Annotated in this window: 25 protein-coding genes and 1 tRNA gene; 13 read left to right on the top strand and 13 right to left on the bottom strand. The window is 64.5% G+C overall.

The genetic code is table 11. The annotated features are described in order from the left end of the window. Positions 1 to 504 precede the first annotated feature (504 nt). The gene (locus EVC45_RS21475; protein ID WP_129960247.1) at positions 505 to 1,260 is read left to right on the top strand and encodes a hypothetical protein; all 756 of its coding nucleotides are present in this window, start codon (positions 505 to 507) and stop codon (positions 1,258 to 1,260) included. Here EVC45_RS21475 and EVC45_RS21470 read toward each other — a convergent pair. From EVC45_RS21470 to EVC45_RS21450, 5 genes are all read right to left on the bottom strand, one after another. Continuing rightward, positions 1,226 to 2,272 carry a site-specific integrase gene (locus EVC45_RS21470; protein ID WP_129960246.1) on the bottom strand — a complete coding sequence of 349 codons (1,047 nt, stop codon included), beginning with the start codon at positions 2,270 to 2,272 and terminating at the stop codon, positions 1,226 to 1,228. The genes EVC45_RS21475 and EVC45_RS21470 overlap by 35 nt on opposite strands. A 107-nt stretch (positions 2,273 to 2,379) precedes the next feature. After that, positions 2,380 to 2,456 (bottom strand) — tRNA-Met (locus tag EVC45_RS21465). A gap of 86 nt (positions 2,457 to 2,542) precedes the next feature. Further along, entirely contained in the window at positions 2,543 to 4,201 is a 1,659-nt protein-coding gene (locus EVC45_RS21460) for an MFS transporter (protein ID WP_129960245.1), read from the bottom strand. A 228-nt stretch (positions 4,202 to 4,429) separates the two neighbouring features. Beyond that, positions 4,430 to 5,968, bottom strand: a complete 1,539-nt coding sequence (locus EVC45_RS21455; RefSeq protein ID WP_129960244.1) for a sensor histidine kinase — start codon at positions 5,966 to 5,968, stop codon at positions 4,430 to 4,432. 9 nt (positions 5,969 to 5,977) lie between these two features. Further along, positions 5,978 to 6,769 (bottom strand): response regulator transcription factor, encoded by a 792-nt coding sequence (locus tag EVC45_RS21450; protein ID WP_129960243.1) that lies wholly within the window; start codon positions 6,767 to 6,769, stop codon positions 5,978 to 5,980. Between the two features lie 255 nt (positions 6,770 to 7,024). Here EVC45_RS21450 and recA point away from each other — a divergent pair, with 255 nt between their 5' ends. From recA to EVC45_RS21410, 8 genes are all read left to right on the top strand, one after another. Continuing rightward, complete coding sequence (gene recA / locus EVC45_RS21445) at positions 7,025 to 8,104, top strand: recombinase RecA (RefSeq protein WP_129960242.1); 1,080 nt, start codon at positions 7,025 to 7,027, stop codon at positions 8,102 to 8,104. A gap of 7 nt (positions 8,105 to 8,111) precedes the next feature. After that, positions 8,112 to 8,864: a recombination regulator RecX gene (recX, locus tag EVC45_RS21440; protein ID WP_129960241.1), complete on the top strand. Its 753-nt coding sequence runs from the start codon at positions 8,112 to 8,114 to the stop codon at positions 8,862 to 8,864. Between the two features lie 128 nt (positions 8,865 to 8,992). Then, positions 8,993 to 9,667 (top strand): DUF2889 domain-containing protein, encoded by a 675-nt coding sequence (locus EVC45_RS21435; RefSeq protein WP_211193456.1) that lies wholly within the window; start codon positions 8,993 to 8,995, stop codon positions 9,665 to 9,667. Positions 9,668 to 9,722: 55 nt separating this feature from the next. Continuing rightward, a complete protein-coding gene (sucC, locus tag EVC45_RS21430) occupies positions 9,723 to 10,892 on the top strand; it encodes an ADP-forming succinate--CoA ligase subunit beta (protein ID WP_129960240.1) in 1,170 nt (389 codons plus the stop codon). A 130-nt stretch (positions 10,893 to 11,022) separates the two neighbouring features. Continuing rightward, complete coding sequence (sucD, locus tag EVC45_RS21425; protein ID WP_062124510.1) at positions 11,023 to 11,904, top strand: succinate--CoA ligase subunit alpha; 882 nt, start codon at positions 11,023 to 11,025, stop codon at positions 11,902 to 11,904. Positions 11,905 to 12,068: 164 nt separating this feature from the next. Continuing rightward, positions 12,069 to 12,773: a TerC family protein gene (locus EVC45_RS21420; protein WP_129960239.1), complete on the top strand. Its 705-nt coding sequence runs from the start codon at positions 12,069 to 12,071 to the stop codon at positions 12,771 to 12,773. A 161-nt stretch (positions 12,774 to 12,934) separates the two neighbouring features. Then, entirely contained in the window at positions 12,935 to 13,558 is a 624-nt protein-coding gene (locus EVC45_RS21415) for a pilin (protein ID WP_129960238.1), read from the top strand. 163 nt (positions 13,559 to 13,721) lie between these two features. Then, positions 13,722 to 15,506 carry a Wzy polymerase domain-containing protein gene (locus tag EVC45_RS21410; RefSeq protein ID WP_211193455.1) on the top strand — a complete coding sequence of 595 codons (1,785 nt, stop codon included), beginning with the start codon at positions 13,722 to 13,724 and terminating at the stop codon, positions 15,504 to 15,506. 57 nt (positions 15,507 to 15,563) lie between these two features. Here EVC45_RS21410 and EVC45_RS21405 read toward each other — a convergent pair whose 3' ends face one another. Further along, the gene (locus EVC45_RS21405) at positions 15,564 to 15,914 is read right to left on the bottom strand and encodes a nucleotide pyrophosphohydrolase (RefSeq protein ID WP_129960236.1); all 351 of its coding nucleotides are present in this window, start codon (positions 15,912 to 15,914) and stop codon (positions 15,564 to 15,566) included. A gap of 31 nt (positions 15,915 to 15,945) precedes the next feature. Beyond that, positions 15,946 to 16,425 carry a cyclic pyranopterin monophosphate synthase MoaC gene (gene moaC, locus EVC45_RS21400; protein WP_129960235.1) on the bottom strand — a complete coding sequence of 160 codons (480 nt, stop codon included), beginning with the start codon at positions 16,423 to 16,425 and terminating at the stop codon, positions 15,946 to 15,948. Between the two features lie 187 nt (positions 16,426 to 16,612). On the opposite strand from moaC, the gene EVC45_RS21395 reads away from it, so the two are divergent. Then, positions 16,613 to 18,352 (top strand): M48 family metalloprotease, encoded by a 1,740-nt coding sequence (locus EVC45_RS21395; protein WP_129960234.1) that lies wholly within the window; start codon positions 16,613 to 16,615, stop codon positions 18,350 to 18,352. 28 nt (positions 18,353 to 18,380) lie between these two features. Here EVC45_RS21395 and EVC45_RS21390 read toward each other — a convergent pair whose 3' ends face one another. The 6 genes from EVC45_RS21390 to EVC45_RS21365 form a co-directional block, all read right to left on the bottom strand. After that, positions 18,381 to 18,956 (bottom strand): DUF2946 family protein, encoded by a 576-nt coding sequence (locus tag EVC45_RS21390; protein ID WP_129960233.1) that lies wholly within the window; start codon positions 18,954 to 18,956, stop codon positions 18,381 to 18,383. Then, on the bottom strand, positions 18,949 to 20,001 hold the full coding sequence (locus EVC45_RS21385) for a hydrolase (RefSeq protein ID WP_129960232.1): 1,053 nt from the start codon (positions 19,999 to 20,001) through the stop codon (positions 18,949 to 18,951). The genes EVC45_RS21390 and EVC45_RS21385 overlap by 8 nt, the downstream gene beginning before the upstream one ends. Before the next feature lie 52 nt (positions 20,002 to 20,053). Continuing rightward, positions 20,054 to 20,500 (bottom strand): nuclear transport factor 2 family protein, encoded by a 447-nt coding sequence (locus tag EVC45_RS21380; RefSeq protein WP_129960231.1) that lies wholly within the window; start codon positions 20,498 to 20,500, stop codon positions 20,054 to 20,056. A gap of 166 nt (positions 20,501 to 20,666) precedes the next feature. Next, complete coding sequence (waaF, locus tag EVC45_RS21375; RefSeq protein WP_129960230.1) at positions 20,667 to 21,692, bottom strand: lipopolysaccharide heptosyltransferase II; 1,026 nt, start codon at positions 21,690 to 21,692, stop codon at positions 20,667 to 20,669. Positions 21,693 to 21,929: 237 nt separating this feature from the next. Then, the gene (locus tag EVC45_RS21370) at positions 21,930 to 22,124 is read right to left on the bottom strand and encodes a zinc-finger domain-containing protein (RefSeq protein WP_008920434.1); all 195 of its coding nucleotides are present in this window, start codon (positions 22,122 to 22,124) and stop codon (positions 21,930 to 21,932) included. Between the two features lie 74 nt (positions 22,125 to 22,198). Continuing rightward, positions 22,199 to 23,122, bottom strand: a complete 924-nt coding sequence (locus tag EVC45_RS21365; protein ID WP_129960229.1) for a branched-chain amino acid transaminase — start codon at positions 23,120 to 23,122, stop codon at positions 22,199 to 22,201. Positions 23,123 to 23,342: 220 nt separating this feature from the next. Between EVC45_RS21365 and EVC45_RS21360 the strand changes: the two genes are divergently transcribed. The 3 genes from EVC45_RS21360 to EVC45_RS21350 all read left to right on the top strand — a co-directional run bounded on the left by EVC45_RS21360 (position 23,343) and on the right by EVC45_RS21350 (position 25,890). Further along, complete coding sequence (locus EVC45_RS21360; protein ID WP_129960228.1) at positions 23,343 to 24,098, top strand: AzlC family ABC transporter permease; 756 nt, start codon at positions 23,343 to 23,345, stop codon at positions 24,096 to 24,098. Next, the gene (locus EVC45_RS21355) at positions 24,095 to 24,418 is read left to right on the top strand and encodes an AzlD domain-containing protein (protein WP_129960227.1); all 324 of its coding nucleotides are present in this window, start codon (positions 24,095 to 24,097) and stop codon (positions 24,416 to 24,418) included. The genes EVC45_RS21360 and EVC45_RS21355 overlap by 4 nt, the downstream gene beginning before the upstream one ends. A 278-nt stretch (positions 24,419 to 24,696) precedes the next feature. Further along, positions 24,697 to 25,890 carry a phosphoglycerate kinase gene (locus tag EVC45_RS21350; RefSeq protein WP_129960226.1) on the top strand — a complete coding sequence of 398 codons (1,194 nt, stop codon included), beginning with the start codon at positions 24,697 to 24,699 and terminating at the stop codon, positions 25,888 to 25,890. The last annotated feature ends 15 nt before the right edge of the window (positions 25,891 to 25,905 follow it).

The raw sequence follows: 25,905 nt of genomic DNA, 5'->3' as shown, positions 1-25,905 counted from the left end.
TCTTCAACATCAACTACTCCAGTTTGGATCACACGTTTTACCCCAACTCTGTGTCCAGAAAAACCGGAGCCGCCGCAGCTGCGTTTATCTGCGATGCCCATTCGGCATGTGACGTTGCGAGGCTGATTCGGAGTCCCTCGGGGCTCCGGTCAAGTATCCGAGCGAGTTGTTCCAGCGTCAGCAGGACCGAATGTTGATCATGCAGTGCTTCTGCGGTGGTCGGCATAAGGACTGATCCATTTGATAGATTACGTTTCGATACGTCATCTTCGTCGGCATGCGCTATATTTACCCGGTCAAAGAAATACGAATTCTCTTACCGGACGGATCAAAGTGGTGAACAGTCGGGGGGCAGGCGACGCTCGTGGTCGAGGTCGACGACCACAAAGCGAAGAGGAGCGACAGAGCGGGCAAATTCGGACGATTGCCACGTTATGCGAATTGCTTTTTCGAACGCCCTACGCCGAGAACCCCGGCCAGTTCGCGCGGTGGTTTGACGTTAGGATGTCGTCGCTGCATCCCGGCCGGACGTGGGATACGGAGTCCTCTGGTAAATGGAGGAAGAACTTTGCCGGTAAGACGGCTTTGACGAGCGAACAAGTCGACCTCTTGAATGAGGTCTTCCCGGATGGTCGTGTGTACTTCGACAATGAGGGCGCGGAACTCCGCGAAGGACCGGGCGCGCGTACGCTATTCAATAACGGTCCGGCGGAACTGTGGGCCGCACTTTGGGGGGAGGAGCACCAGCTCTGGCGCCTCTCCGATCGGCAAGTCAATTATCACGCACGCTATCTGGAGAGCCACGACCTTCGCGCGGCACTGGATGATCTGTATTTTGATCTGCAGGGCTTTTTGCTCGAGGACAACGTGGTTGGTGACATTGACCTTCAGTTGCTTCGCCGCGCGATTGCACTTTATCGGACGCATCGCTTTGTAAGTCGCTATGTTTACGTAGCTGCGCCTGACGCGTACCTATGCCTGCATCTCGCGCTGCACCGCGCGTGGGGAACGCTGAGGCGTCTGGGAATCTGGGAGCTCCTCACCAGCCTGGTAAGCGCGTGGGAGCACGTACGACTGAACTATGAGCCCGGGTATCGTGACGCCGCCGAAACACTGTGCTTTGGTGACGAGTCGATTCCACTGGCTGTGGAGTCTTACGTGACAGACCCATACTCGCAATTGCAAATGCCGGCTGGAGACCGATTCCGATCCGCAGCCGCTTTGCTTACAGGGCCTTTTGAATTTGGTCTAGCTTCTTGACCAAATCCTCAGCACGCAAGTGGGTATAGCGTCTGAGCATCTGCATTGACTTGTGTCCGCTGATGGACGCAACCTCCTGATCGCTCAGTCCTGCTTCAACGAGGCGGCTAACACTCTCGTGTCGTAAGTCGTGAAAACGCAGGTCGTGCATGCCTGCTTCCCGTTTGATCCGTGTCCAAACCTTGGTGAACTGGTACGGTCGGCGCTTCCCATCGCGGCCAGGTTCACCAAAAAAGATGAGGTCGGTGTAGATCGGGCGGACTGGGTGGCGCATGGCATCGGAGAGCAGGGTGGCCGCAACTTTGGTCAGTGGAACGGTTCGCGCGCTGTCGTTTTTGGTGTCGGTCAGCCGGATGATTCGGCGATCGACATCCACCTGGAAACGCCGCAAGCCAAGGATTTCCGATTGGCGCATACCAGTTTCAATTGCTAGCTGAACGATCCACGTGAGCATGGGGTTGTTGTGCTGCGCGACAGCGGTGAGCAACTTCGTTTGCTCTCCGGGGGCGAGCCGGCGATCGCGTCCTTCGCCCGGACTCGGTTTGCGAATGTTTGCGACTGGGTTGTAGATCAAGCCGATGTGCCATTCCTTGATCGCGACATTGAACAGGTGACCCAGCAAGGCGAGTTCGAGGCGCACAGTGTTGTTCGCCTTACCTTGGGCGAGCCGCGCGTCGCGAAATGCTGCGACGAGGTCGGGGGTGACTGCGGCGAGGGAATATTTGCCGAAGTGAATTGTCAGTTCGCGGATGCGAGCGGCCTCGCGTCGCTGGGTGGTGGCCTTCTTCGTCGGCACGATTTCCCTGCGGTAGCGCTCGAGTGCTACGGCGACTGTGGTCTTTTCAGAAGGCGCCCGCTGGATAAATGCTCCGCGCACCATTTCGTCTTCGGTGCGACGTGCCCAGTCCTCGGCATCTCTCTTGGTTCGGAAGGTTTTTGCTGTGCTTGGCCAGCCGACGCGGCGAACGAGGGCTTTCCAGGTGCCGGAGGGCGTTTTTGTGATGGTTGCCATGGTGCTCTGTTCTCCAGATTTGCACCGCGACTGTACCGAAACTGCACCGCAGACCGCCGGTAAAACAAAAAGGCTTTGCGGGACTGCCCGCAAAGCCTTTTAACAACTGGTGGCGAATCAGGGATTCGAACCCCGGACCTGCGGATTATGATTCCGTCGCTCTAACCGGCTGAGCTAATTCGCCTAAAGAAGCGAGATTATGCTGGCGCGACTGGGGGCTGTCAACCCCCGGCGCACAATTTTTTCAGATAGCTCTGGCTGACCGCTCAATCAATCCTTCGCGTAGATATCCGAGTCCTTGGTCTCGCGCACGAACAGCATGCCGATCACGAAGGTGACCAACGCGATCACGATCGGATACCAGAGCCCCGAGTAGATGTTGCCCTTCGCCGCGACGATCGCGAACGCGGTCGCCGGCAGGAAGCCGCCGAACCAGCCATTGCCGATGTGATAGGGCAGCGACATCGACGTATAGCGGATGCGCGTCGGGAACATCTCGACCAGCATCGCCGCGATCGGCCCGTACACGATCGTCACATAGATCACGAGGATCGTCAGGACCACGATGCTCATCGGCCAGTTGATCTGCGCCGGATCGGCCTTCGGCGGGTAGCCGGCGGCCTTCAGCGTCACGGCGAGCGTCTTCTCGAACGTCTTGGCCTGATCCTTCGCGTCGGCGGCGCGGCCGTCGAACGTGTTGACGACCGTATCGCCCACACGGATCTGCGCTATCGTGCCGGCCGGCGCCGCGACGTTGTCATAGTTCAGGCCGGCTCGCGACAGCGCGCTCTTGGCGATATCGCACGAGGTCGTGAACTTCGCCGTGCCCACCGGGTTGAACTGGAACGAACACTCGCCCGGATCGGCGATCACGACGATCGGCGACTTTGCGGTTGCCGCTTCGAGCGCCGGGTTCGTGTAGTGCGTGAGCGCCTTGAACAGCGGGAAGTAGGTCAGCGCGGCGATCAGCAGGCCGGCCATGATGATCGGCTTGCGGCCGATGCGATCCGACAGCGAGCCGAAGAACAGAAAGAACGGGGTGCCGATCAGCAGCGCGATCGCGATCATGATGTTGGCGCTGGTGCCGTCTACCTTCAGCGTCTGCGTGAGGAAGAACAGCGTATAGAACTGGCCCGTGTACCATACGACCGCCTGGCCGGCCGTCAAGCCGACCAGCGCGAGAATCACGACCTTCAGGTTCTTCCATTGGCCGAACGCTTCGGAGAGTGGTGCCTTCGAGGTCTTGCCCTCGGCCTTGATGCGCTCGAACACCGGCGACTCGTGCAGTTGCAGACGAATCCACACCGACACACCGAGCAGCAGGATCGACGCGACGAATGGAATGCGCCAGCCCCAGACGCCGAACGCGTCTTCGCCCATCGTCGTGCGCACGCCGACAATGACGAGCAACGACAGAAACAGCCCGAGCGTCGCGGTGGTCTGGATCCACGCGGTGTAGAAGCCGCGGCGTCCCGGCGGCGAGTGTTCGGCCACGTAGGTCGCGGCGCCGCCGTACTCGCCGCCGAGCGCGAGACCCTGCAGCAGGCGCATGCCAATGAAGATCACCGGCGAAGCGATACCGATCGCCGCGTAGCCCGGCAGGAAGCCGACGAGGCACGTCGACAGACCCATGATGACGATGGTGATCAGGAACGTGTACTTGCGCCCGACCATGTCGCCGAGCCGGCCGAACACGATCGCGCCGAACGGGCGCACCGCGAAGCCCGCCGCGAAGCTGAGCAGCGTGAAGATGAACGCTGCGGTCGGATTGACGCCGGAGAAGAAGCTCTTGCTGATGAAGGCCGCGAGCGACCCGGCCAGATAAAAGTCGTACCACTCGAAAATCGCGCCTAGCGACGATGCGAAGATTACCCGCTTCTCATCGCGCGTCATCGGCACGTGCGAGATTTGCCCGCCAACGGTAGCCATATGTCGTCTCCAATATTGATATACGCACGGATCGCCAGCACAGGCGTTCCCGTGCAACCGATTATTGGAGTGGAAACTTACGGCGTTCTGACTCAGGAGCAGAACATGGGGCGGTCCGCTAAATCGACGAATCTGTGGCTAAGTTTCATCAACGAATGGCTATGTTCTTCTAAAACGCGCGGAAATATCTCGAAAATGCGTCGCGGGATTGCTGACGATCCGGTCGCGTTAGGGTAAGTCCCGCCCCCGTTCGAGCACGTGCAACTTGACGCGCACCAGGGTGCCGGCGAGTCGCGGCGACTCCTGGTACACGTTGTCGTCGATGACGAGCTCGCCGCCGTGCATCGCCGTGATCTCGCGCACGATCGCAAGACCGAGGCCGCTGCCGTCGCCCTCGCGGCCGAGAATCCGGTAGAAGCGTTCGACCACGCGCGAGCGCTCGCTGGCCGGAATGCCGAGCCCGGTGTCCTCCACTTCGAGATGCACGAGCCGTGCGGGGACGTCGTGCCGCACGCGCACGGTGATGCGGCCGCCCGCCGGCGTATAGCGGATCGCGTTGTCGATCAGGTTCGACAGCATTTCGCGCAGCATCACCGGATTGCCGGCGACTTCGACCGGTTCGTCGGGCGCCTCGTAGCCGATGTCCATCTGCTTCGCGAGCGCGGCCTGCACCCATTCGCGCACCGCGTTGCGCGCGAGTTCGCCGAGTTCGACCGGCGTGAAGATCTGTCCCGACCGACGGTTCTCCGCGCGCGCGAGCGCGAGCAACTGCGTGACGAGCCGCGCGGCGTGCTCGGAGCTGGTCGCGATCTGTTCGAGCGAGCGATGCACCTCGGCCGACGCGTTCTGGCGCAGCGCGAGCTCAGCTTGCGTGCGCAGGCCGGCGAGCGGCGTTTTCATCTGATGCGCGGCGTCCGCGATGAAGCGCTTCTGCAGCTCCATGTTCTGTTCGAGGCGCGTGAGCAGATCGTTGAACGACGTGACGAGCGGCTCGATTTCCGGCGGCGCGCGGCGCGCCTCGAGCGGCGACAGATCGTCCGGCCGGCGTGCGCGGATATGCGCCTGCAGCGCATGCAGCGGCTCCAGCCCGCGCGACAGCCCGAACCACACGAGCAGGATCGCGAGCGGCAGGATCACGAACTGCGGCAGGATCACGCCCTTGATGATGTCGTTGGCGAGCTGGCTGCGCTTGTCGAGCGTTTCGGCGACCTGCACGAGCACCGGCTGCGCGCCCGGCGTCTGCGGAAACTCGACGGTGGTATACGCGACGCGGATGTCGTTGCCGCGCAGCACGTCGTCGCGGAATTCGACGAGGCCCGGTGGCGGCCGGTCCTCCTCGTGCGGCAGCGGCATGTCGCGCTCGCCGGCCACCAGCTCGCCGCGCGTGCCGAGCACCTGAAAGAACACACTGTCGACGTTGTCGGTGCGCAGGAAATCGCGCGTCGATTCGGGCAGCGACAGCTCCGCGACCCCGTTGACCGGATGGATCTGGCGCGCAAGCACGTAGGCGTCGGTTTCGAGCGCGCGGTCGAACGGCCCGTTGGCGATCGACTTCGCGACCAGATACGTGACCGCGAGGCTCATCGGCCAGAGCAGCAGCAGCGGCGCGAGCATCCAGTCGAGAATCTCGCCGAACAGCGAGCGCGGACGCGCTTCGGCGGCGGCTTCGGTTTCGTCGGGCGGCGCGAACGGATTGGCGTAGCGCGCGTCGCGCGCCTCGTCGAGGTCCGCCGCGTGCGCCGTGGCGCGATCAGCGCGTGCGGACATCGCTGGCCTCTATTTGTAGTGGTGGCTCGCCGGCATCGCGGCGGACGGCTGTGCAGCTTGTGCCGCGGGTGCCGCTGGTGCCGTTTGCGGCTCGGAGCCGGCGGAGGCGGCGGGCGCGCTCGCATTTGCCGGCGGCGCCGCTTTTTCGAGGCAGTAGCCAAGCCCGCGCACGGTGATGATGCGCACGCCGCTCGGCTCGATCTTCTTGCGCAGCCGGTGCACGTAGACTTCGATCGCGTTGTTGCTGACTTCCTCGCCCCATTCGCACAGATGGTCGACGAGCTGCTCTTTGGAGACCAGCCGGCCGATCCGTTGCAGCAGCACTTCGAGCAGGCCGAGCTCGCGCGCGGACAGATCGATCACCTGATCGTTGACATAGGCGATGCGGCCCACCTGATCGAACGACAGCGAGCCATGCCGCACGACCGTCGGGCCGCCGCCGGCGCCGCGCCGCGTCAGCGCGCGCACGCGCGCTTCGAGTTCGTTCAGCGCGAAGGGCTTGGCCATGTAATCGTCGGCGCCCAGGTCGAGGCCCTTGACGCGTTCGTCGACGCTATCGGCCGCGGTCAGGATCAGCACGGGCAGGTTCGAATTGCGCGCGCGCAGGCGGCGCAGCACCTCGAGTCCGGACATGCGCGGCAGGCCCAGATCGAGGATCAATAGGTCGAACGTCTGCATTGACAACGCGGTATCGGCTTCTACGCCGCTTTTGACGTGATCGACCGCATAGGCCGATTGGCGGAGTGATCGAACCAGACCGTCCGCGAGTATGCTGTCGTCTTCGGCTATCAGAATTCGCATGATGCGCCAGCCTGGCTTTGCCGGCACCGTAGGGGTTACCTCGGCGCGCAGCGGTCTCCGAACATTATTGTGGGTAGTTGGGGCGGCGCGACAGTAAAAAATGCGCGTTCGCATCATAATCGCGCTTGCCAAAACTACTGTTTTTTTATACAGTGTCTGCGTTTCGTGTGATGTCCTGGAGACTCGGCTCGATTTGAGCTGAACCACCGGTGCACACCTGCCTCAGACGCCGTTCATCATAGCAAAGGACGATTCATGGAAGAAAGCAAGAAAGGCTCGGCTGGACTGACGGCTGAAAAGAGCAAGGCTCTCGCTGCCGCGCTCGCGCAGATCGAAAAGCAGTTCGGCAAAGGGTCGGTCATGCGGCTCGGCGCAGGTGAGGCAGTCGAAGACATTCAGGTGGTCTCCACCGGATCGCTCGGCCTCGACATCGCACTGGGCGTCGGCGGTTTGCCGCGCGGCCGCGTGGTCGAAATCTACGGTCCGGAATCGTCCGGTAAAACCACGCTGACGCTGCAGGTCATCGCCGAAATGCAGAAGCTCGGCGGCACCGCGGCGTTCATCGACGCGGAACACGCGCTGGACATTCAATACGCGGGCAAGCTCGGCGTGAACGTCGCCGACCTGCTGGTCTCGCAGCCGGACACCGGTGAACAGGCGCTCGAAATCGCCGACGCGCTGGTGCGCTCGGGCTCGATCGACATGATCGTGATCGACTCGGTTGCGGCGCTGGTGCCGAAGGCGGAAATCGAAGGCGAAATGGGCGACTCGCTGCCGGGTCTGCAGGCGCGTCTGATGTCGCAGGCGCTGCGCAAGCTGACCGGCACGATCAAGCGCACGAACTGCCTCGTGATCTTCATCAACCAGATCCGTATGAAGATCGGCGTGATGTTCGGCAACCCGGAAACCACCACGGGCGGTAACGCGCTGAAGTTCTACGCGTCGGTGCGTCTGGACATTCGCCGCATCGGTTCGATCAAGAAGAACGACGAAGTGATCGGCAACGAAACGCGCGTGAAGGTCGTCAAGAACAAGGTGTCGCCGCCGTTCCGCGAAGCGATTTTCGACATCCTGTACGGCGAGGGCATCTCGCGTCAGGGCGAAGTCATCGACCTCGGCGTGCAGGCGAAGATCGTCGACAAAGCCGGCGCATGGTACAGCTACAACGGCGAGCGGATCGGTCAGGGCAAGGACAACGCGCGTGAATTCCTGCGCGAAAATCCGGACATCGCTCGCGAAATCGAAAACCGCATCCGCGAATCGCTGGGCGTCACCGCGATGGCGGACGCCGTGACCGGCGGCGCGGCCGCTGAAGTCGCGGACGAAGAAGAGTAAGCATCACGTGATACGCAAAGGCCGGCCGCTGTCCGGTTCCGACTCCGGCCGCTATCCGGACGGCTTGCGCGACACGACGGATGGATCGCCTGACTCCGGCGATCCATTCGACCCGTTCGAATCGTTCGAGGCACATGACCGAGCTGCCGGCCGCGGCTCGCTGCGTACGCGCTCTGCATCCAGCCCGGATTCCCCGGGGCACGATTCCCAAACCCCCTCTGATGTCACCTACACCCGCTCGCGCCGCCAACCCGGCGAAGCGAAACCGGGCCAGTCCGACGAAGACGACAGCGGAAAATCCCAACGCCCAACCCGTTCGCTCAAAGCGCGCGCGCTCGGCTATCTGTCGCGCCGCGAATATAGCCGCGCCGAACTCGCGCGCAAGCTGAAGCCCTACGTCGAGGAAACCGATTCGCTCGACACGGTGCTCGACTCGCTGGAAGCCGAAAACTGGTTATCCGACTCGCGCTTCGCGGAAAGTCTGGTCCACCGGCGCGCCTCGCGGCTCGGTACGAGCCGCATTCTCGGCGAACTGAAGCAGCACGCGCTGAACCCGGCGCTCGTCGAAGAGGCGAGTGCGCAGTTGCGCGAAACCGAACTCGCGCGTGCCCAGGCGGTCTGGCGCAAGAAGTTCGGCCAACTGCCCCAAACGCCGGCCGAGCGCGCGAAGCAGGCGCGCTTTCTCGCGTCGCGCGGCTTCTCCGGCGCGACGATCGGCAAGATCCTGAAGGGTATCGACGACATGTGCGACGGCGACTAGCTCGCCGGCCTCGGCGGCCGGTCAATTGCCGCGCCGTAACCGGTCGCACGGCCGTGCGCAATCGGGGCTGTCCCAAATACCCGTTATGCTAAAATCCACAGGTTTTCCAATCCGGCCTTTCCTCCCGCATGTCGCTCTCCCCGCCAGTGTCCCGTCAGTTGCGCCATCGTCGCGCAATCAGAGCGGAAGCTTACGAGCGAGCTGATGGCCTGTGGGATGTGGAAGCGTGCCTGACCGACGAAAAGCCACGCGATGTGGCGCTTGCGTCGGGAATCCGGCCCAATGGTCAGCCGATCCATGAACTCTGGCTTCGCATCACCATCGATCGCAAGCTCAATGTCGTCGACGCCGAGGCGTCGTCCGACTGGGTGCCCTATCCAGGGTTGTGCCAGGTCAGCAATCCCGCCTACCGTGCCCTCATCGGGCTCAATCTGTTCCACAACTTCCGTCGCGATGCTGCCCGTTTGCTGGCCGGCACGGCTGGTTGCACGCATCTCACCGAGCTGTGCGCGATCCTGCCGACCGCCGCGATCCAGGCGTTCGCCGGCGACGTGTGGAATACCGATGACGGCACGCCGGGCGCGAACGCGGGTTCGGGAGACGAATGGTCTAACGGCACAGGCGAACATTCCAACGACAAGCCGCCATTCCAGCTGGGACGCTGCCACGCGCTGCGTTTCGACGGCGAGGCGGTGAAACAGTTTTATCCGCGCTGGTATGGCCATGCGCCGCGTCCGGCGGAACGCGCGGCCTCGTCGGACGACGCGGCCGCCCGCGAACGAAGCGGCGACGCGTCGGCCTGAACGGCGGCGGCGGAAACGAAGTTCAATCCAACTCTCAGACTGAAGGGAATCACGCATGAAGATTCACGAGTACCAGGGTAAGGAAATCCTGCGGAAATTCGGCGTCGCGGTACCGCGCGGCAAGCCGGTCTTCTCGGTGGATGATGCGGTCAAGGCCGCGGAAGAGCTCGGTGGCCCGGTGTGGGTCGTCAAGGCTCAGATCCACGCAGGTGGCCGTGGCAAGGGCGGCGGCGTCAAGGTCGCCAAGTCGCTGGAACAGGTTCGTGAATACTCGAACCAGATCCTCGGCATGCAGCTCGTCACGCACCAGACCGGTCCGGAAGGCCAGAAGGTCAACCGCCTGCTGATCGAAGAAGGCGCCGACATCAAGAAGGAACTGTATGTCGGTCTCGTGATCGATCGCGTTTCGCAGAAGATCGTCGTGATGGCGTCGAGCGAAGGCGGCATGGACGTCGAAGAAGTCGCTGAGAAGACGCCCGAGCTGATCCACAAGGTTGCCGTCGATCCGACGACCGGCCTGAAGGACTCGGAAGCCGACGACCTCGCGAAGAAAATCGGCGTGCCCGACGCTTCGATCCCGCAAGCTCGCGCGATCCTGCAAGGCCTGTACAAGGCATTCTGGGAAACCGACGCATCGCTCGCCGAAATCAACCCGTTGATCCTGACCGGCGACGGCAAGGTCATCGCGCTTGACGCGAAGTTCAACTTCGACTCGAACGCGCTGTTCCGTCACCCGGAAATCGTCGCTTACCGCGATCTGGACGAAGAAGATCCGGCTGAAGTCGAAGCATCGAAGTTCGACCTCGCGTACATCTCGCTCGACGGCAACATCGGCTGCCTCGTGAACGGCGCTGGCCTCGCAATGGCAACGATGGACACCATCAAGCTGTTCGGCGGCGAACCGGCGAACTTCCTCGACGTCGGCGGTGGCGCGACGACCGAGAAGGTCACCGAAGCGTTCAAGATCATGCTGAAGAACCCGAACCTGACCGCGATTCTGGTCAACATCTTCGGTGGCATCATGCGCTGCGACGTGATCGCGGAAGGCGTGATCGCGGCTTCGAAGGCCGTGTCGCTGAAGGTGCCGCTCGTGGTCCGCATGAAGGGCACGAACGAAGACCTGGGCAAGAAGATGCTCGCCGAATCCGGTCTGCCGATCATCGCGGCCGACAGCATGGAAGAAGCGGCTCAGAAGGTCGTCGCGGCTGCTTCGGGCAAGGCGTAAGCCACCTGTCTACGGCGCATTTACCAGCTCATTTGCCAAAATGACGAGTGGCGGCGCGCGAGCGACTCAGGCGTGAAACATCGCGCCGGGTGGCGCACACGCGCGACGCCAAACGAACAGAGGTCAATACATGTCGATTCTGATCAACAAAGACACCAAGGTCATCACGCAGGGCATCACCGGCAAGACCGGTCAGTTCCACACGCGTGCTTGCCGTGAATACGCAAACGGCCGCGAAGCGTACGTCGCGGGCGTGAACCCGAAGCGCGCCGGCGAAGATTTCGAAGGCATTCCCATCTACGCTAGCGTCGCAGAAGCCAAGGCCGAAACGGGCGCGACCGTGTCGGTGATTTACGTTCCGCCGGCAGGCGCTGCCGCGGCAATCTGGGAAGCAGTCGAAGCCGACCTGGATCTCGCAATCTGCATCACGGAAGGCATTCCCGTCCGCGACATGATCGAGCTCAAGGCTCGCATGCGCGCAGAAAACCGCAAGACGCTGCTGCTCGGACCGAATTGCCCGGGCACGATCACGCCGGACGAGCTGAAGATCGGCATCATGCCGGGTCACATCCACCGCAAGGGCCGCATCGGCGTCGTGTCGCGTTCGGGCACGCTGACGTATGAAGCAGTCGGCCAGCTGACCGCGATCGGCCTCGGCCAGTCGTCGGCAGTCGGTATCGGCGGCGACCCGATCAACGGTCTGAAGCACATCGACGTGATGAAGATGTTCAACGACGATCCGGATACGGACGCCGTCATCATGATCGGCGAAATCGGCGGTCCGGACGAAGCGAACGCTGCCGAGTGGATCAAGGACAACATGAAGAAGCCGGTGGTTGGCTTCATCGCTGGCGTCACGGCGCCTCCGGGCAAGCGCATGGGCCACGCCGGCGCGCTGATCTCGGGCGGTGCGGACACCGCTGAAGCGAAGCTGGAAATCATGGACGCATGCGGTATCAAGGTCACGAAGAACCCGTCGGAAATGGCGCGTCTTCTGAAGGCGATGCTGTAAATCGAAATCGCGTGCCGTAGGCGCGCGATTTTGATACGCTTACGAAGCCCTTTCGTGAGCGAGCGGTCCCGAAAAGCGGGGGAGTGCAGACTCCCCCGCTTTTTTTTGTCCGCGCCTGCGCCGGGTTGCTGTCCGTCCGGCTGATTCTTTGTGATGCTTTTTTCATGCTCGAATTCTTCACGACCCTCCACTGGGGCTCGGTCTTTCAGATCATCGTTATCGACATTCTGCTCGGCGGCGATAACGCGGTCGTGATTGCGCTCGCCTGCCGCAACCTGCCGCAGTCGCAGCGCATGCGCGGCATCGTGTGGGGGACCGTCGGCGCGATCGTGCTGCGGGTCGTGCTGATCGCGTTCGCGGTCGTGCTGCTCGACGTGCCGTTCCTGAAGTTCGCCGGCGGCCTGCTGCTGCTGTGGATCGGCGTGCGCCTGCTCGCGCCGGCGCACGAGGGGCACGGCAACGTGAAGCCGGCCGACAAGCTGATCTCGGCGGTGAAGACGATCATCGTCGCGGATGCGGTGATGAGCGTCGACAACGTGATCGCGATCGCGGGCGCGGCCGAAGCCGCGGAGCACGAGCATCGTCTGGCTCTGGTGATCTTCGGCCTCGTCGTGAGCATTCCGCTGATCGTGTGGGGCAGCCAGCTGATTCTGAAGCTGCTCGATCGCTTTCCGGGCATCGTGCTGTTCGGCGCGGGGCTGCTCGGCTGGATCGCGGGCGGTCTGATGGTCAACGACCCGGCCGGCGACCGCTGGCCGATCCTCGACACGCCGGTCGCCGAATACGGGATGAGCATCGCGGGGGCGCTGTTCGTCGTGATCGTCGGTTATCTGCTCAAGCGCCGTCACGCGAAACGCGCGGCGGTGTGAGCGTGGCGGTGACGGTGCCAGTGCCAGTGCCTAAACCGTGATGCCGTCCGAATGCAAGCCTGGCCATCCGGCTGACTGTGACGCGCGAGCTTCGCTCGCTACGATTGAAGCGTCTGTTCCCGATCCACGGGGCAGGCGTTTCTCGTATCAGGAGTCTGCCGATGATCGTTACCCTGCCGTATTCCCCTTACTCCCAGTCGACGCAATCCATGCGTTCGTCGCGCCGCGCACGCTGGCGCGCGAACTGGTTTGCGCGCATCTGCCGCCGCTGCGGCGTCGGTTTCACGCTGATCGAATTGATGATCGTGCTCGCGATCGTCGGCGTGATCGCGGCCTATGCAATTCCCGCGTATCAGGACTATCTGGCGCGCAGCCGGGTCGGCGAGGGCTTGTCGCTCGCGGCGTCGGCGCGGCTCGCGGTGGCCGAAAACGCCGCGAGCGGCAACGCGTTCAGCGGCGGTTATGCGTCGCCGCCCGCCACCCGCAACGTCGAGTCGATCCAGATCGACGACGACACCGGCCAGATCATGATCACGTACTCGACGCGGGTCGCGCAGTCCGGTGCCAACACGATGACGCTGGTGCCCTCGGTGCCGGACAATGCGGACGCGCCGAGCGCACGCGTCGCGTTGAGCAAGGACGCGGTGCAGACCGGCGCGCTGACGTGGGAATGCTTTGCGGGCGGCAAGAGCGCGTCGTCGTTGCCGGCGCCGGGTTCGGGGCCGATGCCAACCGAAGCGCCGACGCTCGCAGCGAACCTGGCGCCGCCCGAATGCCGATCGTAAGGGGGTAGCTGAGTCAGCGAACGAGACAGCGGCCGAACGCTGAGCGGATGAGTTGAAGCCACAACGTAAAGGGCTGATTTTCAGCCTATTTCGGCCGGGCCGGCGCACAGTGCAACGAATTTTTTGTATAGTGCGCCGGTTGCCGATGCCCACCGTTGATTCGATGCCCACCCCTTTCGCGCGCTACCTGTCTCTCGTACTGCTGGCTCTTGCGTTGATCCTGCCCTACGCGGTTGCCAACCATACGTATCCGATCCCAACCTTCTACGCCGAATTCACCGCGCTCGCGCTGTATCTGCTGACCGGAGCGGCCGTCGTGCTGCTGGTCGCGACCACGCGGCCGCGCGTGAGCTTCGCGTCGCCCACGGTCGCGCTCGTGCCCTTGCTGTTCGGCCTCGTGCTGGTCGTGCAGACGTTCGTGCTGCCGGCCACGGAGCCGTCGATGAACTGGCTCGGCGCGGGCTTCCTGCTCGCCGCGTGGATGGCCGTGCACGCAGGCTATGGCTTCGCGCGCGTGAAGCTCGACGAAACCGCGCTGCGCTGGGCGGCGGGGGCGCTGATCGTCGGCGGTCTGTTCGCGGTGTTCAGCCAGGTGATCCAGCTGTTTCACCTCGAGACACGCGTGGCTCCGCTCGTCGTCGCGTACAACATTACCGTCGAGCGCCGGCCGTTCGGCAACATGGCGCAGGCGAACCACCTGGCGACGTATATCGCGTTCGCGATGGCGGGTGCGCTGTACCTCGTGCAGACGCGCCGCATCGCAGTGCCGATCTGGCTGCTCGTGTCGACGATTTTCTCGGTCGGCCTCGCGCTGACCGTGTCGCGCGGTCCGTGGCTGCAGATGGGGGTGATCGTCGTGGCCGGCTTCTGGATGGCCTTCGCGCAGACGCGCAACGAACCGCAACTGCGCCGTAGCAACCGCGAATGGCTGGTGCCGATCGCGCTCGGGGTGTTGTTCTTCGTGGTCAATGCGCTGATCCGCTGGGCCAATGTGCGCTACCACCTGGACCTCGGGCAGTCGGCGGCCGAGCGCTTCCAGGACGCCGGCCAGATCGCGCCGCGCATCGCACTGTTGAAATACGGCTGGACGATGTTCAAGCAGCATCCGCTGCTCGGCGTCGGCTGGGGCGGATTCCCGAGCTATCAGTTCGAGCTCGTCAGGCAGCTGGGCGGCGTCGAAATCGCCAACAACTCGCACGACATCTTCGTCGATCTGCTCGCGAAAACGGGTCTGATCGGCCTCGCGATCGTGCTCGTGGGTCTCGTCGCGTGGCTCGTGCGTGTCGTGCGTGCGCCGCAAAGCGCCGCGCGCGTGTTCGGCATCGCGCTGATCGGTGTGCTGACGATGCATGCGCTCGTCGAGTATCCGCAGCAGTACATGTTCTTCCTGTTGCCCGCGATGTTCGTGTTCGGCCTGCTCGAAACGCGGCCGTTGCGCGCGGTGCCGGCGAATCTGTCGCTCGGCGCGTTCGCGGTTGTGGTGTTCGGCGGACTCGCCGCGCTGTATCCGGTATATCGCGACTATGCGCGTGCCGAGGTGCTGTACTACGGCGCGCGTCCGGCCGAGCAGTACGGCGCCGATCCGTCGTTCCTGTTCGGCGCGTGGGGCGAATACGGTCTCGCGACGCTGCAGCCGATGAATCCGCTGAACCTGCAGCGCAAGCTCGCAATGCACAAGCAGGCGATCGCGCTGTTGCCGGGTGAGACGGTGCTGCGTCGCTATGCGGTGCTGCAGGCGCTGACCGGCGATACCGCGGCCGCGCTCGACACGGTCGAACGCCTGCGGATCTTCGCCGAGGAACTGAAGGACTGGCCGGCGCAGCTCGGCTATCTGTACCAGCTCGTCGACGAGCAGAAGTCGCTCGCGGGCTTCAGGGAGCAGTTGGTGAAGCGCTACGGCACGCCGGCGCCCGATGCGACGCCGGACGACGACAGCGACGAAGATTGATCGCGAGGCGCAAGCTTAGGCGCGCTGACGCCAAGCCAGGCTTGCGCGCCTCCAAGTTCAAAGCTCGGAATACTTCGCGGCGGTCCCTTTCGCCTTGTCGACGGGGTAGCGCGCTTCGTTCAGCTTCAGTTTTTCCGCTGCCGCGTCGACGAGATCGAAGCCGGCGGTATGAGCGACCAGCATCAGGTACATGAAGACGTCGGCGCACTCGTGCCTGAGGTTCGTCGATTGCGCCGGATCGACGAGCAGCGCGTCGATCTGCGCGTCGGACTTCCATTGAATCGTCTCCAGAAGCTCGCCGGCTTCGATGCCGGTGGAGACGATCAGATTGCGCAGCGTATGAAACTGCCGCCAGTCGCGCGCGTCGCGAAACGCCAGTAGCTGCTCGAGCAGTTCGTCGATGGTCATGTTGCTATCCGGATAGTTGTTGAACCGCGCTTCAGGCTTGCGCGACCCAATCCCCCGATTTCCCGCCATGCTTCTCCATCACCTTCACATCGGTGATGGTCATGCCGCGATCCACCGCCTTGCACATGTCGTACACGGTCAACAGCCCGATCTGAACGGCGGTGAGCGCCTCCATTTCGACGCCCGTGCGCCCGAAGGTCTCGACCTGCACCGTGCAATGCACGCCCGGCATCTGCTCGTCGAGTTCGAAATCGGCTTTCACGCGGGTCAGCGCGAGCGGATGGCACAGCGGAATCAGATCGGCGGTGCGCTTCGAGGCCTGGATCGCCGCGATCCGCGCGATGCCGATCACGTCGCCTTTTTTGGCGTTGCCGTCGCGGATCAGCGCGAACGTATCGGGCAGCATGCGGATCGAGCCACGCGCGATCGCGATGCGCTTCGTCTCCTGCTTGCCGCCGACGTCCACCATATGCGCGTCACCGGACGCATCGAAATGAGTGAGCTCAGGCATGGTTGACTCCTTCAGAGGGCGCCTATCATAGCAGTGCGGCGCGGCCTCGAATCGTCGCGGCGACTGATTACGGTTGCGCTGTGTCGTGCTCTGCGTTTTGCCTTGTACGCGTCCTGCGACGCCCCTGTCCGCTATCTTAGTCCGGGCCACGGGCGGCGTTTTTCGACTTCGTCAGATCGGCTTCGCGATGCATACGAAACGATTCCTCGCTGCGTTGCTATCCGTCGCGCTCGCGATGCCGCCGGGCGCGTTCGCGCAATCGACCGGCGGGGCGGCCGTCGCGCCGGGAACGTCATCGTCCGAGGCGCCGCTCGTCAGCGGCTCGAGCGACGCATCTGCCGATCCGATCCTGCCGCCCGACATCGCACGTGGCGTGTTTGGCACGTACGGCGGTGCGCAGAGCCGCTTTTCCAATGGCGGCGGCAACGGTGGTGGCGGTGGCGGCGGCAAAACCGGCAGCACCGACTGGCGCGCGCCGATCGTCGCGCAGCAATTGCCCGATCTCGGCAGCGGTGGTGCCGGCTCGCTGACCCCGCAGGCCGAACGCAAGCTCGGCGAGCGCGTGATGCGCGAGATCCGCCGCGACCCCGACTATCTCGACGACTGGCTCGTGCGCGACTACCTGAATTCGGTCGCGGCCAAGCTCGCGGCGGCGGCCAGCGCGCTGTACATCGGCGGTTATCGTCCGGACTTCGAGCTGTTCGCGGTGCGCGACGCGCAGATCAACGCGTTTTCGCTGCCGGGTGGTTTCATCGGCGTGAACACGGGACTGATCGAGGCGACGCAGACCGAGTCCGAGCTCGCGTCCGTGCTGGGTCACGAGATGGGGCACGTGCTGCAGCGGCACATCTCGCGGATGATCTCGAACGGCGAGCGCAGCGGCTACGCGGCGCTCGTCGGTGTGCTGTTCGGCGTGCTGGCCGGCATACTAGCGCGTAGCGGCGACCTCGGCAGCGCGATCGCGCTCGGCAGCGAGGCGTATGCCGTCGACAGCCAGCTGCGCTTCTCGCGATCGGCCGAGCAGGAGGCGGACCGCGTCGGCTTTCTGCTGCTCGCCGGCGCCGGCTACGATCCCTACGCGATGCCGGCGTTCTTCCACCGGCTCGATCGTGCGGCGATGAATGAAAACGGCATTCCGGCCTACGCGCGCACGCATCCGCTGACCGGCGAGCGGATCGCCGACATGGAGGACCGAGCGCGCCGCGCGCCGTACCGTCAGCCGCATCAGGATCCCGAGTACGGCTTCGTGCGGGCGCGCGCGCGTCTGTTGCAGGATCATGCGCGCAACGAGTACGCGGACGAGATTTCGCGATTGCGCTCGGAAATCGACGACCGCACCGCGCTGAACGTCGCGGCGAACTGGTACGGCATCGCGTACGGCCAGCTGCTGCTCGAGCGCTACGACGACGCCGCGGCATCGCTTGCGAACGCGCGCGCGACGTTCGTCTCGGGCGCGCGTGCGGAAGGCGAGCCCGAGCGCGATTCGCCGAGCCTCGACCTGCTCGCGACCGACATCGCGCGGCGAGCGGGTCACGTCGACGAAGCCGCGCGTCTCGCCGAGTTCGCGCAAAAGCGCTGGCCGCAGTCGAACGCCGCGATCGACATGCATATCCAAACGCTGTTGACGCTGCACCGCTTCACCGACGCGCAGGCGCTCGCGAAAAAGGAAACCCAGGCGCATCCCGATCAACCCGCGTGGTGGCTGTATCTCGCGCAGGCGAGCGCGGGCAGTGGCGATGCGTTGACGCAGCATCGCGCGATGGCGGAGAAGTTCGCGCTGGAAGGGGCGTGGCCATCGGCGATCCGGCAGTTGAAGGACGCGCGTGACCTGAAGACGATCGGCTATTACGACCTCGCGACCGTCGACGCGCGCCTGCACGAGATGGAAAGCCGCTACAAGGAAGAGCGGCTCGACGAGAAGGGCTAGCAGAGGTGAACGCGCGCCGCTGCGCGCGTCAGGCCAGCGCCGCCGGGCTCGCGACGAAGCCGAAGCGCGCGGCCACCTGGTCGCGTCGCACGCTTTGCAGCGGCAGTGTGAGCTGAGCGCTCCAGTGGAATGTGCCGCTCAATGAGCCATCGTCGGCGAGCGTCGCGTGATCGGAGAAGATCTCGAGGTCGTGATCGTGCAGCACGGCAATGCGTGCCGGCTGCGAGCGATCGGCGAACAGAATGCCGCCGTCTTCATCGACGAACACCGCGGCCGGATCGAACGGGCGGCTACCCTGGTCGTGCAACGCAAGCGACCCAGCCGCGTCTGCGGACAACCTGACTACCCACGGCGTATAACCCAGCTCGACATACACGCGCTGCGGCCCGTTCTGGAAAAACCACTGTCCGCGCTCGTCGACCTCGTAGTTCCGGTTGATGAAGCCCAGCAGCGCCTCGTGCCGGATCGCCGTGCCGGGCGCGCCGCTCGCCTGGGCCGCTTCGTCGCGCATGCGCCAGTTGCCGCGCCGGTCGAGCATCAGCCAGCCGGTGCAACTCGGCACGTTCGGCCATTTGATCAACGACTGTTTGACGATGTCATCCATGATCGACGTGTTGCTCCAGATAGCCGAACACGCGCCGCGACAGCCAGTCGATGCGGCCCGGGAACGGCCCGGTCATGAAGCCCGCGTGGCCGCCGTGCTCGGGCTGATAAAGCTCGACCGCCGCCGACACCTCGTGCCGCGACGGCAGCGCCTCGGCCGGCAGGAACGGGTCGTTGCGCGCGTTGAGCACGAGCGTGGGCACCTGAATGTGCGGCAGCAGCGGGCGGGTGGTTGCGGTGCTCCAGTAGTCGTCGGTATCGCGAAAGCCGTGCAGCGGCGCGGTCACGACATTGTCGAACTCGTACATCGTGCGGCTTGCGAGCATCGCGTCGCGGTCGAACAGGCCGGGGAACTGCTCGAGTTTCTGGTTGGCCTTGTGCTTCAGCGTCTTCAGAAAGCTGCGCGTGTAGACGAGGCCGAAGCCTTGCGACAGCGCGCGGCCGCCCGCGTGGACGTCGATCGGTGTCGAAATCGCGGCGGCGGCAGCGACCACCTGCGCCGCATCGTCTTGCCGCTCGCCGAGCCAGCGCAGTAGCACGTTGCCGCCGAGCGACACGCCCGCGGCGACCACCGGTCCGCGATGCGCGGCGCGCAGGCGGCGCAGGATCCAGTCGACCTCGTTGCTGTCAGCGAGATGATAGAAGCGCGGCAGCCGGTTCAGCGGGCCGCTGCAGCTGCGAAAGTGCGGCACCACGCCGTGCCAGCCATACTCGCGCGCGGCGGCCATCAGCGCGACCGCGTAGTGCGACGACGAACTGCCTTCGAGGCCGTGGAACAGCACGAAGAGGGGGGCGGTGTCGGTGGGCGGAGTATCGTGCGCGACCCAGTCGAGATCGATGAAATCGCCGTCTGGCGTATCCCAGCGTTCGCGGCGAAACGACACCGCGGGGCGGCGCGCGAACAACGACGGGACGATTGTCTGCGCATGCCGGTTGGGCAGCCACAGCGGCGCGCGGTACAGCAGTTCGACGGTCGCCTCGACGGCGGCCGCTACCCTGGCGGGGGCTGAACCGGAGGAAGCGGGTTTATCGGGCGTCGAACTCATACCGGCGGAAAAGCAAAAAACGTGAGTCTGAATCTGTGGTGGTGGCCGCGCGTCAGTGCAGCGGGCCCTGGCCATGCCGCATTTTCGTCGCGAACTGGCTGGCGGTTTCGTTCGGCATCGGGCTCGCGTGAATATGCGCGATGCGCCATTCGCCGCGTTCATGGACCATCACGTAGGTGGTGAAGACCATCGCGGGCGTGGCGGTCGGATCGGCCGGACGATGCGCTTCGGCAATCGCATAGACGACGGTGCCGAGGCTGTCGTAGACGCGGATGTCGAGCGGCTCGATCGACACCGGCAGCGCTTCGAGCTGAGTCTGCAAGCCATTGCGGATGCTGTCGAGACCGTGCAGATGCGAGCCGTCCGCGCAGATGCAGCTGACGAACTCCTCGTCGATCCACAAGCCCATCAAGCTGTCGATATTGACCTCGGCGACGGCCTGATAGTAGGCGTTCAGGGTATCGGCGGCGGCTTCGAAGATATGGGCAAAACGTGGCATGGCTCGTCAGTCTCTTGTGCGCGGCGCGCGGTTGCGGGTCAGCGGTAGCGGGACGGTCCAGAGCGCCGGACCATCGCCCCCGGCGTCAGCTTGCCCGTGCCGCAAGGCGCGAACATGACGCGACGCGCTCGGGGGCGTGCGGTGTTGCGTGCAAGTACCAGTCGGCTCAGCGCTGCGCGAGCAGCATACCGCGCAAATCGCCGAAAACCTGCTCGGCGCTCAACTGCTTCAGACAGTTCAGATGACCGAGCGGGCACTCGCGCTCAAAACAGGGGCTGCATTCGAGATGAAGCCATTGTACCTTCGCGAGCTCGGACAAGGGCGGGGTGTGGCGTGGATCGGTCGAACCGTAGACGGCGACGAGCGGGCGGCGCAGTGCGGCGGCGACGTGCATCAGGCCGGAGTCGTTGGTGACCACCGCGTTGGCCCGCGAGATCAGCGCGCAGGCCTCGCCGAGCGCGGTCTGGCCGCACAGGTTGCGCACGTTCGACGCTTTCTCGGCGATCGCCTGCGCGAGCGGCGCGTCTTTCGGCGAGCCGAGCGCGACGATCTGCGTGTACGGGAACGACTGGCCGACCATCTGCGCGAGCGCCGCGAAGTGCTCGGGCGGCCAGCGCTTGGCGGGACCGTACTCGGCGCCGGGGCAGAACACCAGCAGCGGTACGCGCGTATCGAGATTGAAGCGCGCCGACACGCGCGACGCCTCGTTCAGATCCGTGTCGAGGCGCGGCATCGGCAGATCCTCGGGAACCTTGGCGCCGGGCGCATAGGCGAGGGCGGCGTAGTGGCCGACCATCGGCGGACGCGCGTCCTTGCGCGGATTCGCGTGACGCACGTTCAGCATGCCGTAGCGACTCTCGCCGGTGTAGCCGATGCGTAGTGGAATGCCCGCCAGCCACGGAATCAGCGCCGACTTGAACGAGTTCGGCAGCACGTAGGCCGCGTCGTAGCCGACGTCGCGCAGATCGCTCGACAGCTGCCAGCGGCGCAGCATTTGCAGCTTGCCGTGGGCGAGATCGGTCGAGTAGACGTCGCGGATTTCCGGCATGCGTTCGAGCACGGGGGCGACCCAGCTGGGCGCGACCGCGTCGATGACGATGCGCGGATGCAATTTCACGAGGCGCGCAAACAGCGGCTGCGCCATCAATGCGTCACCGATCCAGTTCGGTGCGATAACCAACGCGCGACGCATCAGAGTGAGTGTCCGGTGTCGATAACAAGCGCCGCGCGCGATGCGCGTGGCACTCGGATGGGTAAATGGGGAAAGCCGCGCGGCGCGATGCCGTTTGCCCACACGCGCCGCGATAACGGCTCGGTGGCGGCGCGGCTGCGCGGGTCGTGCGATCGAGCCTGCGGCGCGGCGAGCGCGTGATCCGAAACCCGCGCCTCGTGCCGCTGAAGCCGGCTCAGCACCGCTCGATGCGTTGGATCAGTGGCCCTTGATCACTTCGCCGTCGCGCAGCTTGTAGCGCGTGCTGCAATACGGGCAACGCGCTTCGCCGTGCGACACGTCGATGAAGACGCGCGGATGCGCGCTCCAGCGCGGCATGGCCGGGTTCGGACAATACGCCGGCAGATCTTTTGCCGACAGTTCGACCAGCGGCATTTCCTTGATTTCGCTCATGACACTTTCTCGTTGTATGCGGGGTGCTTGCAGTGCGCCGCCGATGGGCGGCACGGCGCATCTCGAAACGTCGCTCAGATCTTCGTGAGCCAGTGCGCGTACTTGGCGCTCTTGCCGTTGACGACGTCGAAGAAGGCGGACTGCAGCTTTTCGGTGATCGGGCCGCGCGCGCCGGCGCCGATCGTACGGTTGTCGAGTTCGCGGATCGGCGTGACTTCGGCGGCCGTGCCGGTGAAGAACGCTTCGTCGCAGGTATAGACTTCGTCGCGCGTGATGCGCTTTTCGATCACCTGCAGGCCCATGTCGCGCGCGAGCGTGATCACGGTGTCGCGGGTGATGCCGTCGAGGCACGACGACAGGTCAGGGGTGTACAGCTTGCCGTTGTTGACGAGGAAGAAGTTCTCGCCCGAGCCTTCCGACACGTAGCCGTCGACGTCGAGCAGCAGCGCTTCGTCGTAGCCGTCGGCGATCGCTTCCTGATTCGCGAGAATCGAGTTCACGTACCAGCCCGACGCCTTCGCGCGCACCATCGACACGTTCACGTGATGACGGGTGAACGACGAGGTCTTCACGCGAATGCCCTTGGTGATGCCGTCTTCGCCGAGGTACGCGCCCCACGGCCACGCGGCGATCGCGACGTGAATCGTGTTGCCCTTGGCCGATACGCCGAGCTTTTCCGAGCCGACCCAGATGATCGGGCGCAGATAGCAGGTCTCGAGCTGGTTCTCGCGGACCACTTCGCGCTGCGCGGCGGCGAGCGTTTCATGGTCGAACGGCACGTCCATCTGGAAAATTTTCGCCGAGTTCAGCAGGCGCTTGGTGTGCTCCTGCAGGCGGAAGATCGCGGTGGCACCGTCGGCGGTCTTGTAAGCGCGCACGCCCTCGAACACGCCCATGCCGTAGTGCAGCGTGTGGGTGAGCACGTGGATTTTGGCGTCGCGCCAGTCGATGAGCTTGCCATCCATCCAGATCTTGCCGTCGCGGTCGGCCATTGACATACGGTTCTCCAGCAGGTGCGTTATGAGGTGCGGCCGCGGGACATGGCCGGGAGCGCTATTTTAGCGTCTTTTGCACACACAACGGGCATTTGGGCGCACCCCGGACGCTATAATCCAGCGCACGCATAAATCAAATCCGGATGCGCCAGCGGGTGGTTTTACAGCCTGGCGCCGACCTGGCCTTCTTGACGGGGCTTCTTGCACCCGCACCTTTCGCCCGATGCTCGCTCGACTGTCCGATACCGATCGCCGCGCTTTCCGTGAAGGCGCGCGTGCCTATGCGCCCACGCTGATGGCGATTTTTTCCTGGGGCCTCGTGACCGGCATCGCGATGAGCAAGTCCGTGCTGACGCTGCCGCAGGCGCTGACGATGTCGCTGCTGTGCTACGCCGGTTCGTCCCAGCTCGCGGTGCTGCCGCTGCTCGCCGCCAAGCTGCCGGTGTGGACCGTGCTGCTGACCGCGGCGATGGTCAACACCCGCTTCGTGATCTTCAGCGTAGGCCTCGCGCCGCACTTCTCGTATCTGTCGATGTGGCGGCGCATCGTGCTCGGCTATTTCAACGGCGACGTGATCTATCTGCTGTTCGTCAAGAAGAACTTTCCGACCGGCTACGTGCCGGGCAAGGAGGCGTATTTCTGGGGCATGGCGGTGTCGAGCTGGCTGTCGTGGCAGGTGTCGTCGATCATCGGCATCCTGCTCGCGAGCCTGATTCCCGACAACTGGGGGCTCGCGCTCGCCGGCACGCTCGCGCTGTTGCCCATCATGGTGTCGGCGGTCGCGACGCGCTCCACGCTGGCCGCGGTCAGCGTGGCCGCCGTCGTGGCGCTGCTCGCGCTGGATCTGCCGTACCGTCTCGCGCTGCCGCTCGCGGTGATCGCGGCGATCGTCGCCGGCAGCGCGGCCGACCTGATGATCGAGCGCGCCGATCTGCGCCGCATCCGTGGCGTGAACGATCGCGCCGGAGATTCCCGATGACTTCCACGCAAATCTGGCTCGCCATCTTCGGCATGACCTTCGTCACCGCGCTCACGCGCGCGATGTTCCTGATCGGCGGCGAGCGCACGGTGGTGCCGGCGCGCGTGCAGAAGATGCTGCGCTACGCGCCGGCAGCCGCGCTCGCCGCCGTGGTGGTGCCCGACGTGCTGACGACGCCCGACGGGCTGTCGTTCGCGGCGTCCAATCATGAGCTTTATGCGACGCTCGCCGGCCTCGGCTGGTTTATGTGGCGCCGCACCATGCTCGGCACGATCGTGACCGGAATGGTCGTGTTTACACTGATGCGCGTGTTCCTGTGACGGTCTGGCGCGGGTCTGACAGTCAATGCTGCGCCGCAGTATCGGTGGCCTCGCGGTCAAATACGTGACATTCGCGCCGTCGCGGGTCAGTAGGCCGTTGGGATCAGTTAAAATGCCTTTTTCCGGGTTGAGCGCGCCGCAGCATGGCGCCTAGTGCCGCGGCCGGCCGCCGGCGCCCGATCCCGCGGAGCCGTTGGGCCGAAGCGCTGGAGTTCGCTGCGCGTCGTCCCCGCGCGCAGTCCGCCACCGCCTTCTCATCAACTCGCATACTCAAGCCCATGAACAAGGTATTGCGTCTCTCCGACCTGATCACCGAAGGCAAGCTGTCCGGCAAACGCGTGTTCATCCGCGCCGATCTGAACGTGCCGCAGGACGATCAAGGCAACATCACCGAAGACACCCGCATCCGCGCCTCCGTGCCGGCCATCAAGGCCGCGCTCGACGCCGGCGCCGCCGTGATGGTCACGTCGCACCTTGGCCGTCCGACCGAAGGCGACTTCAAGCCGGAAGACTCGCTCGCGCCGGTGGCCAAGCGTCTTGCGGAGCTGCTCGGCCGCGACGTGCCGCTCGTCGCGAACTGGGTCGAAAACGGCGTGAACGTCGCGCCGGGCTCGGTCGTGCTGCTCGAAAACTGCCGGGTCAACAAGGGCGAAAAGAAAGATTCCGACGAGCTCGCGCAGAAAATGGCCAAGCTCTGCGACGTCTACGTGAACGACGCGTTCGGCACCGCGCACCGCGCCGAAGCGACCACCCACGGCATCGCGAAGTACGCGCCGGTGGCCTGCGCGGGACCGCTGCTCGCCGCCGAGCTCGAAGCGCTCGGCAAGGCGCTCGGCGCGCCGAAGCGTCCGCTCGTGGCGATCGTCGCGGGCTCGAAGGTGTCGACCAAGCTGACCATCCTGAAGTCGCTCGCCGAGAAGGTCGACCAGTTGATCGTCGGCGGCGGCATCGCCAATACGTTCATGCTCGCGGCCGGCCTGAAGATCGGCAAGTCGCTCGCCGAAGCCGATCTCGTCGCCGAAGCGAAGGCGATCATCGACGCGGCCAAGGCTCGAGGCGCTTCGGTGCCGATCCCGACCGACGTGGTCACGGCCAAGGAGTTCTCGCCGAGCGCGAAGGCCGAAGTGAAGGCCGTCGCCGACGTGCAGGACGACGACATGATCCTCGACATCGGCCCGGAAACGGCGAAGGTGCTCGCCGCTCAGCTCGAGAAGGCCGGCACGGTCGTGTGGAACGGCCCGGTCGGCGTGTTCGAGTTCGACCAGTTCGGCAACGGCACGAAGACGCTCGCGGACGCGATCGCGCGCTCGGCGGCGTTCTCGATCGCAGGCGGGGGCGACACGCTCGCGGCAATCGCCAAGTACGGCATCCACGACCAGGTCAGCTACATTTCGACGGGCGGCGGCGCGTTCCTCGAGTTCCTCGAGGGCAAGAAGCTGCCGGCGGTCGAAGTTCTGGAATCGCGGGCTTAACGTGGCGACGCGCTC

Source organism: Paraburkholderia sp. UYCP14C (assembly GCF_004197395.1).
GTDB lineage: Bacteria > Pseudomonadota > Gammaproteobacteria > Burkholderiales > Burkholderiaceae > Paraburkholderia.
The sequence above is the reverse complement of the archived record's forward strand: the minus strand, read 5'-3'. Positions and strand labels throughout refer to the sequence as shown.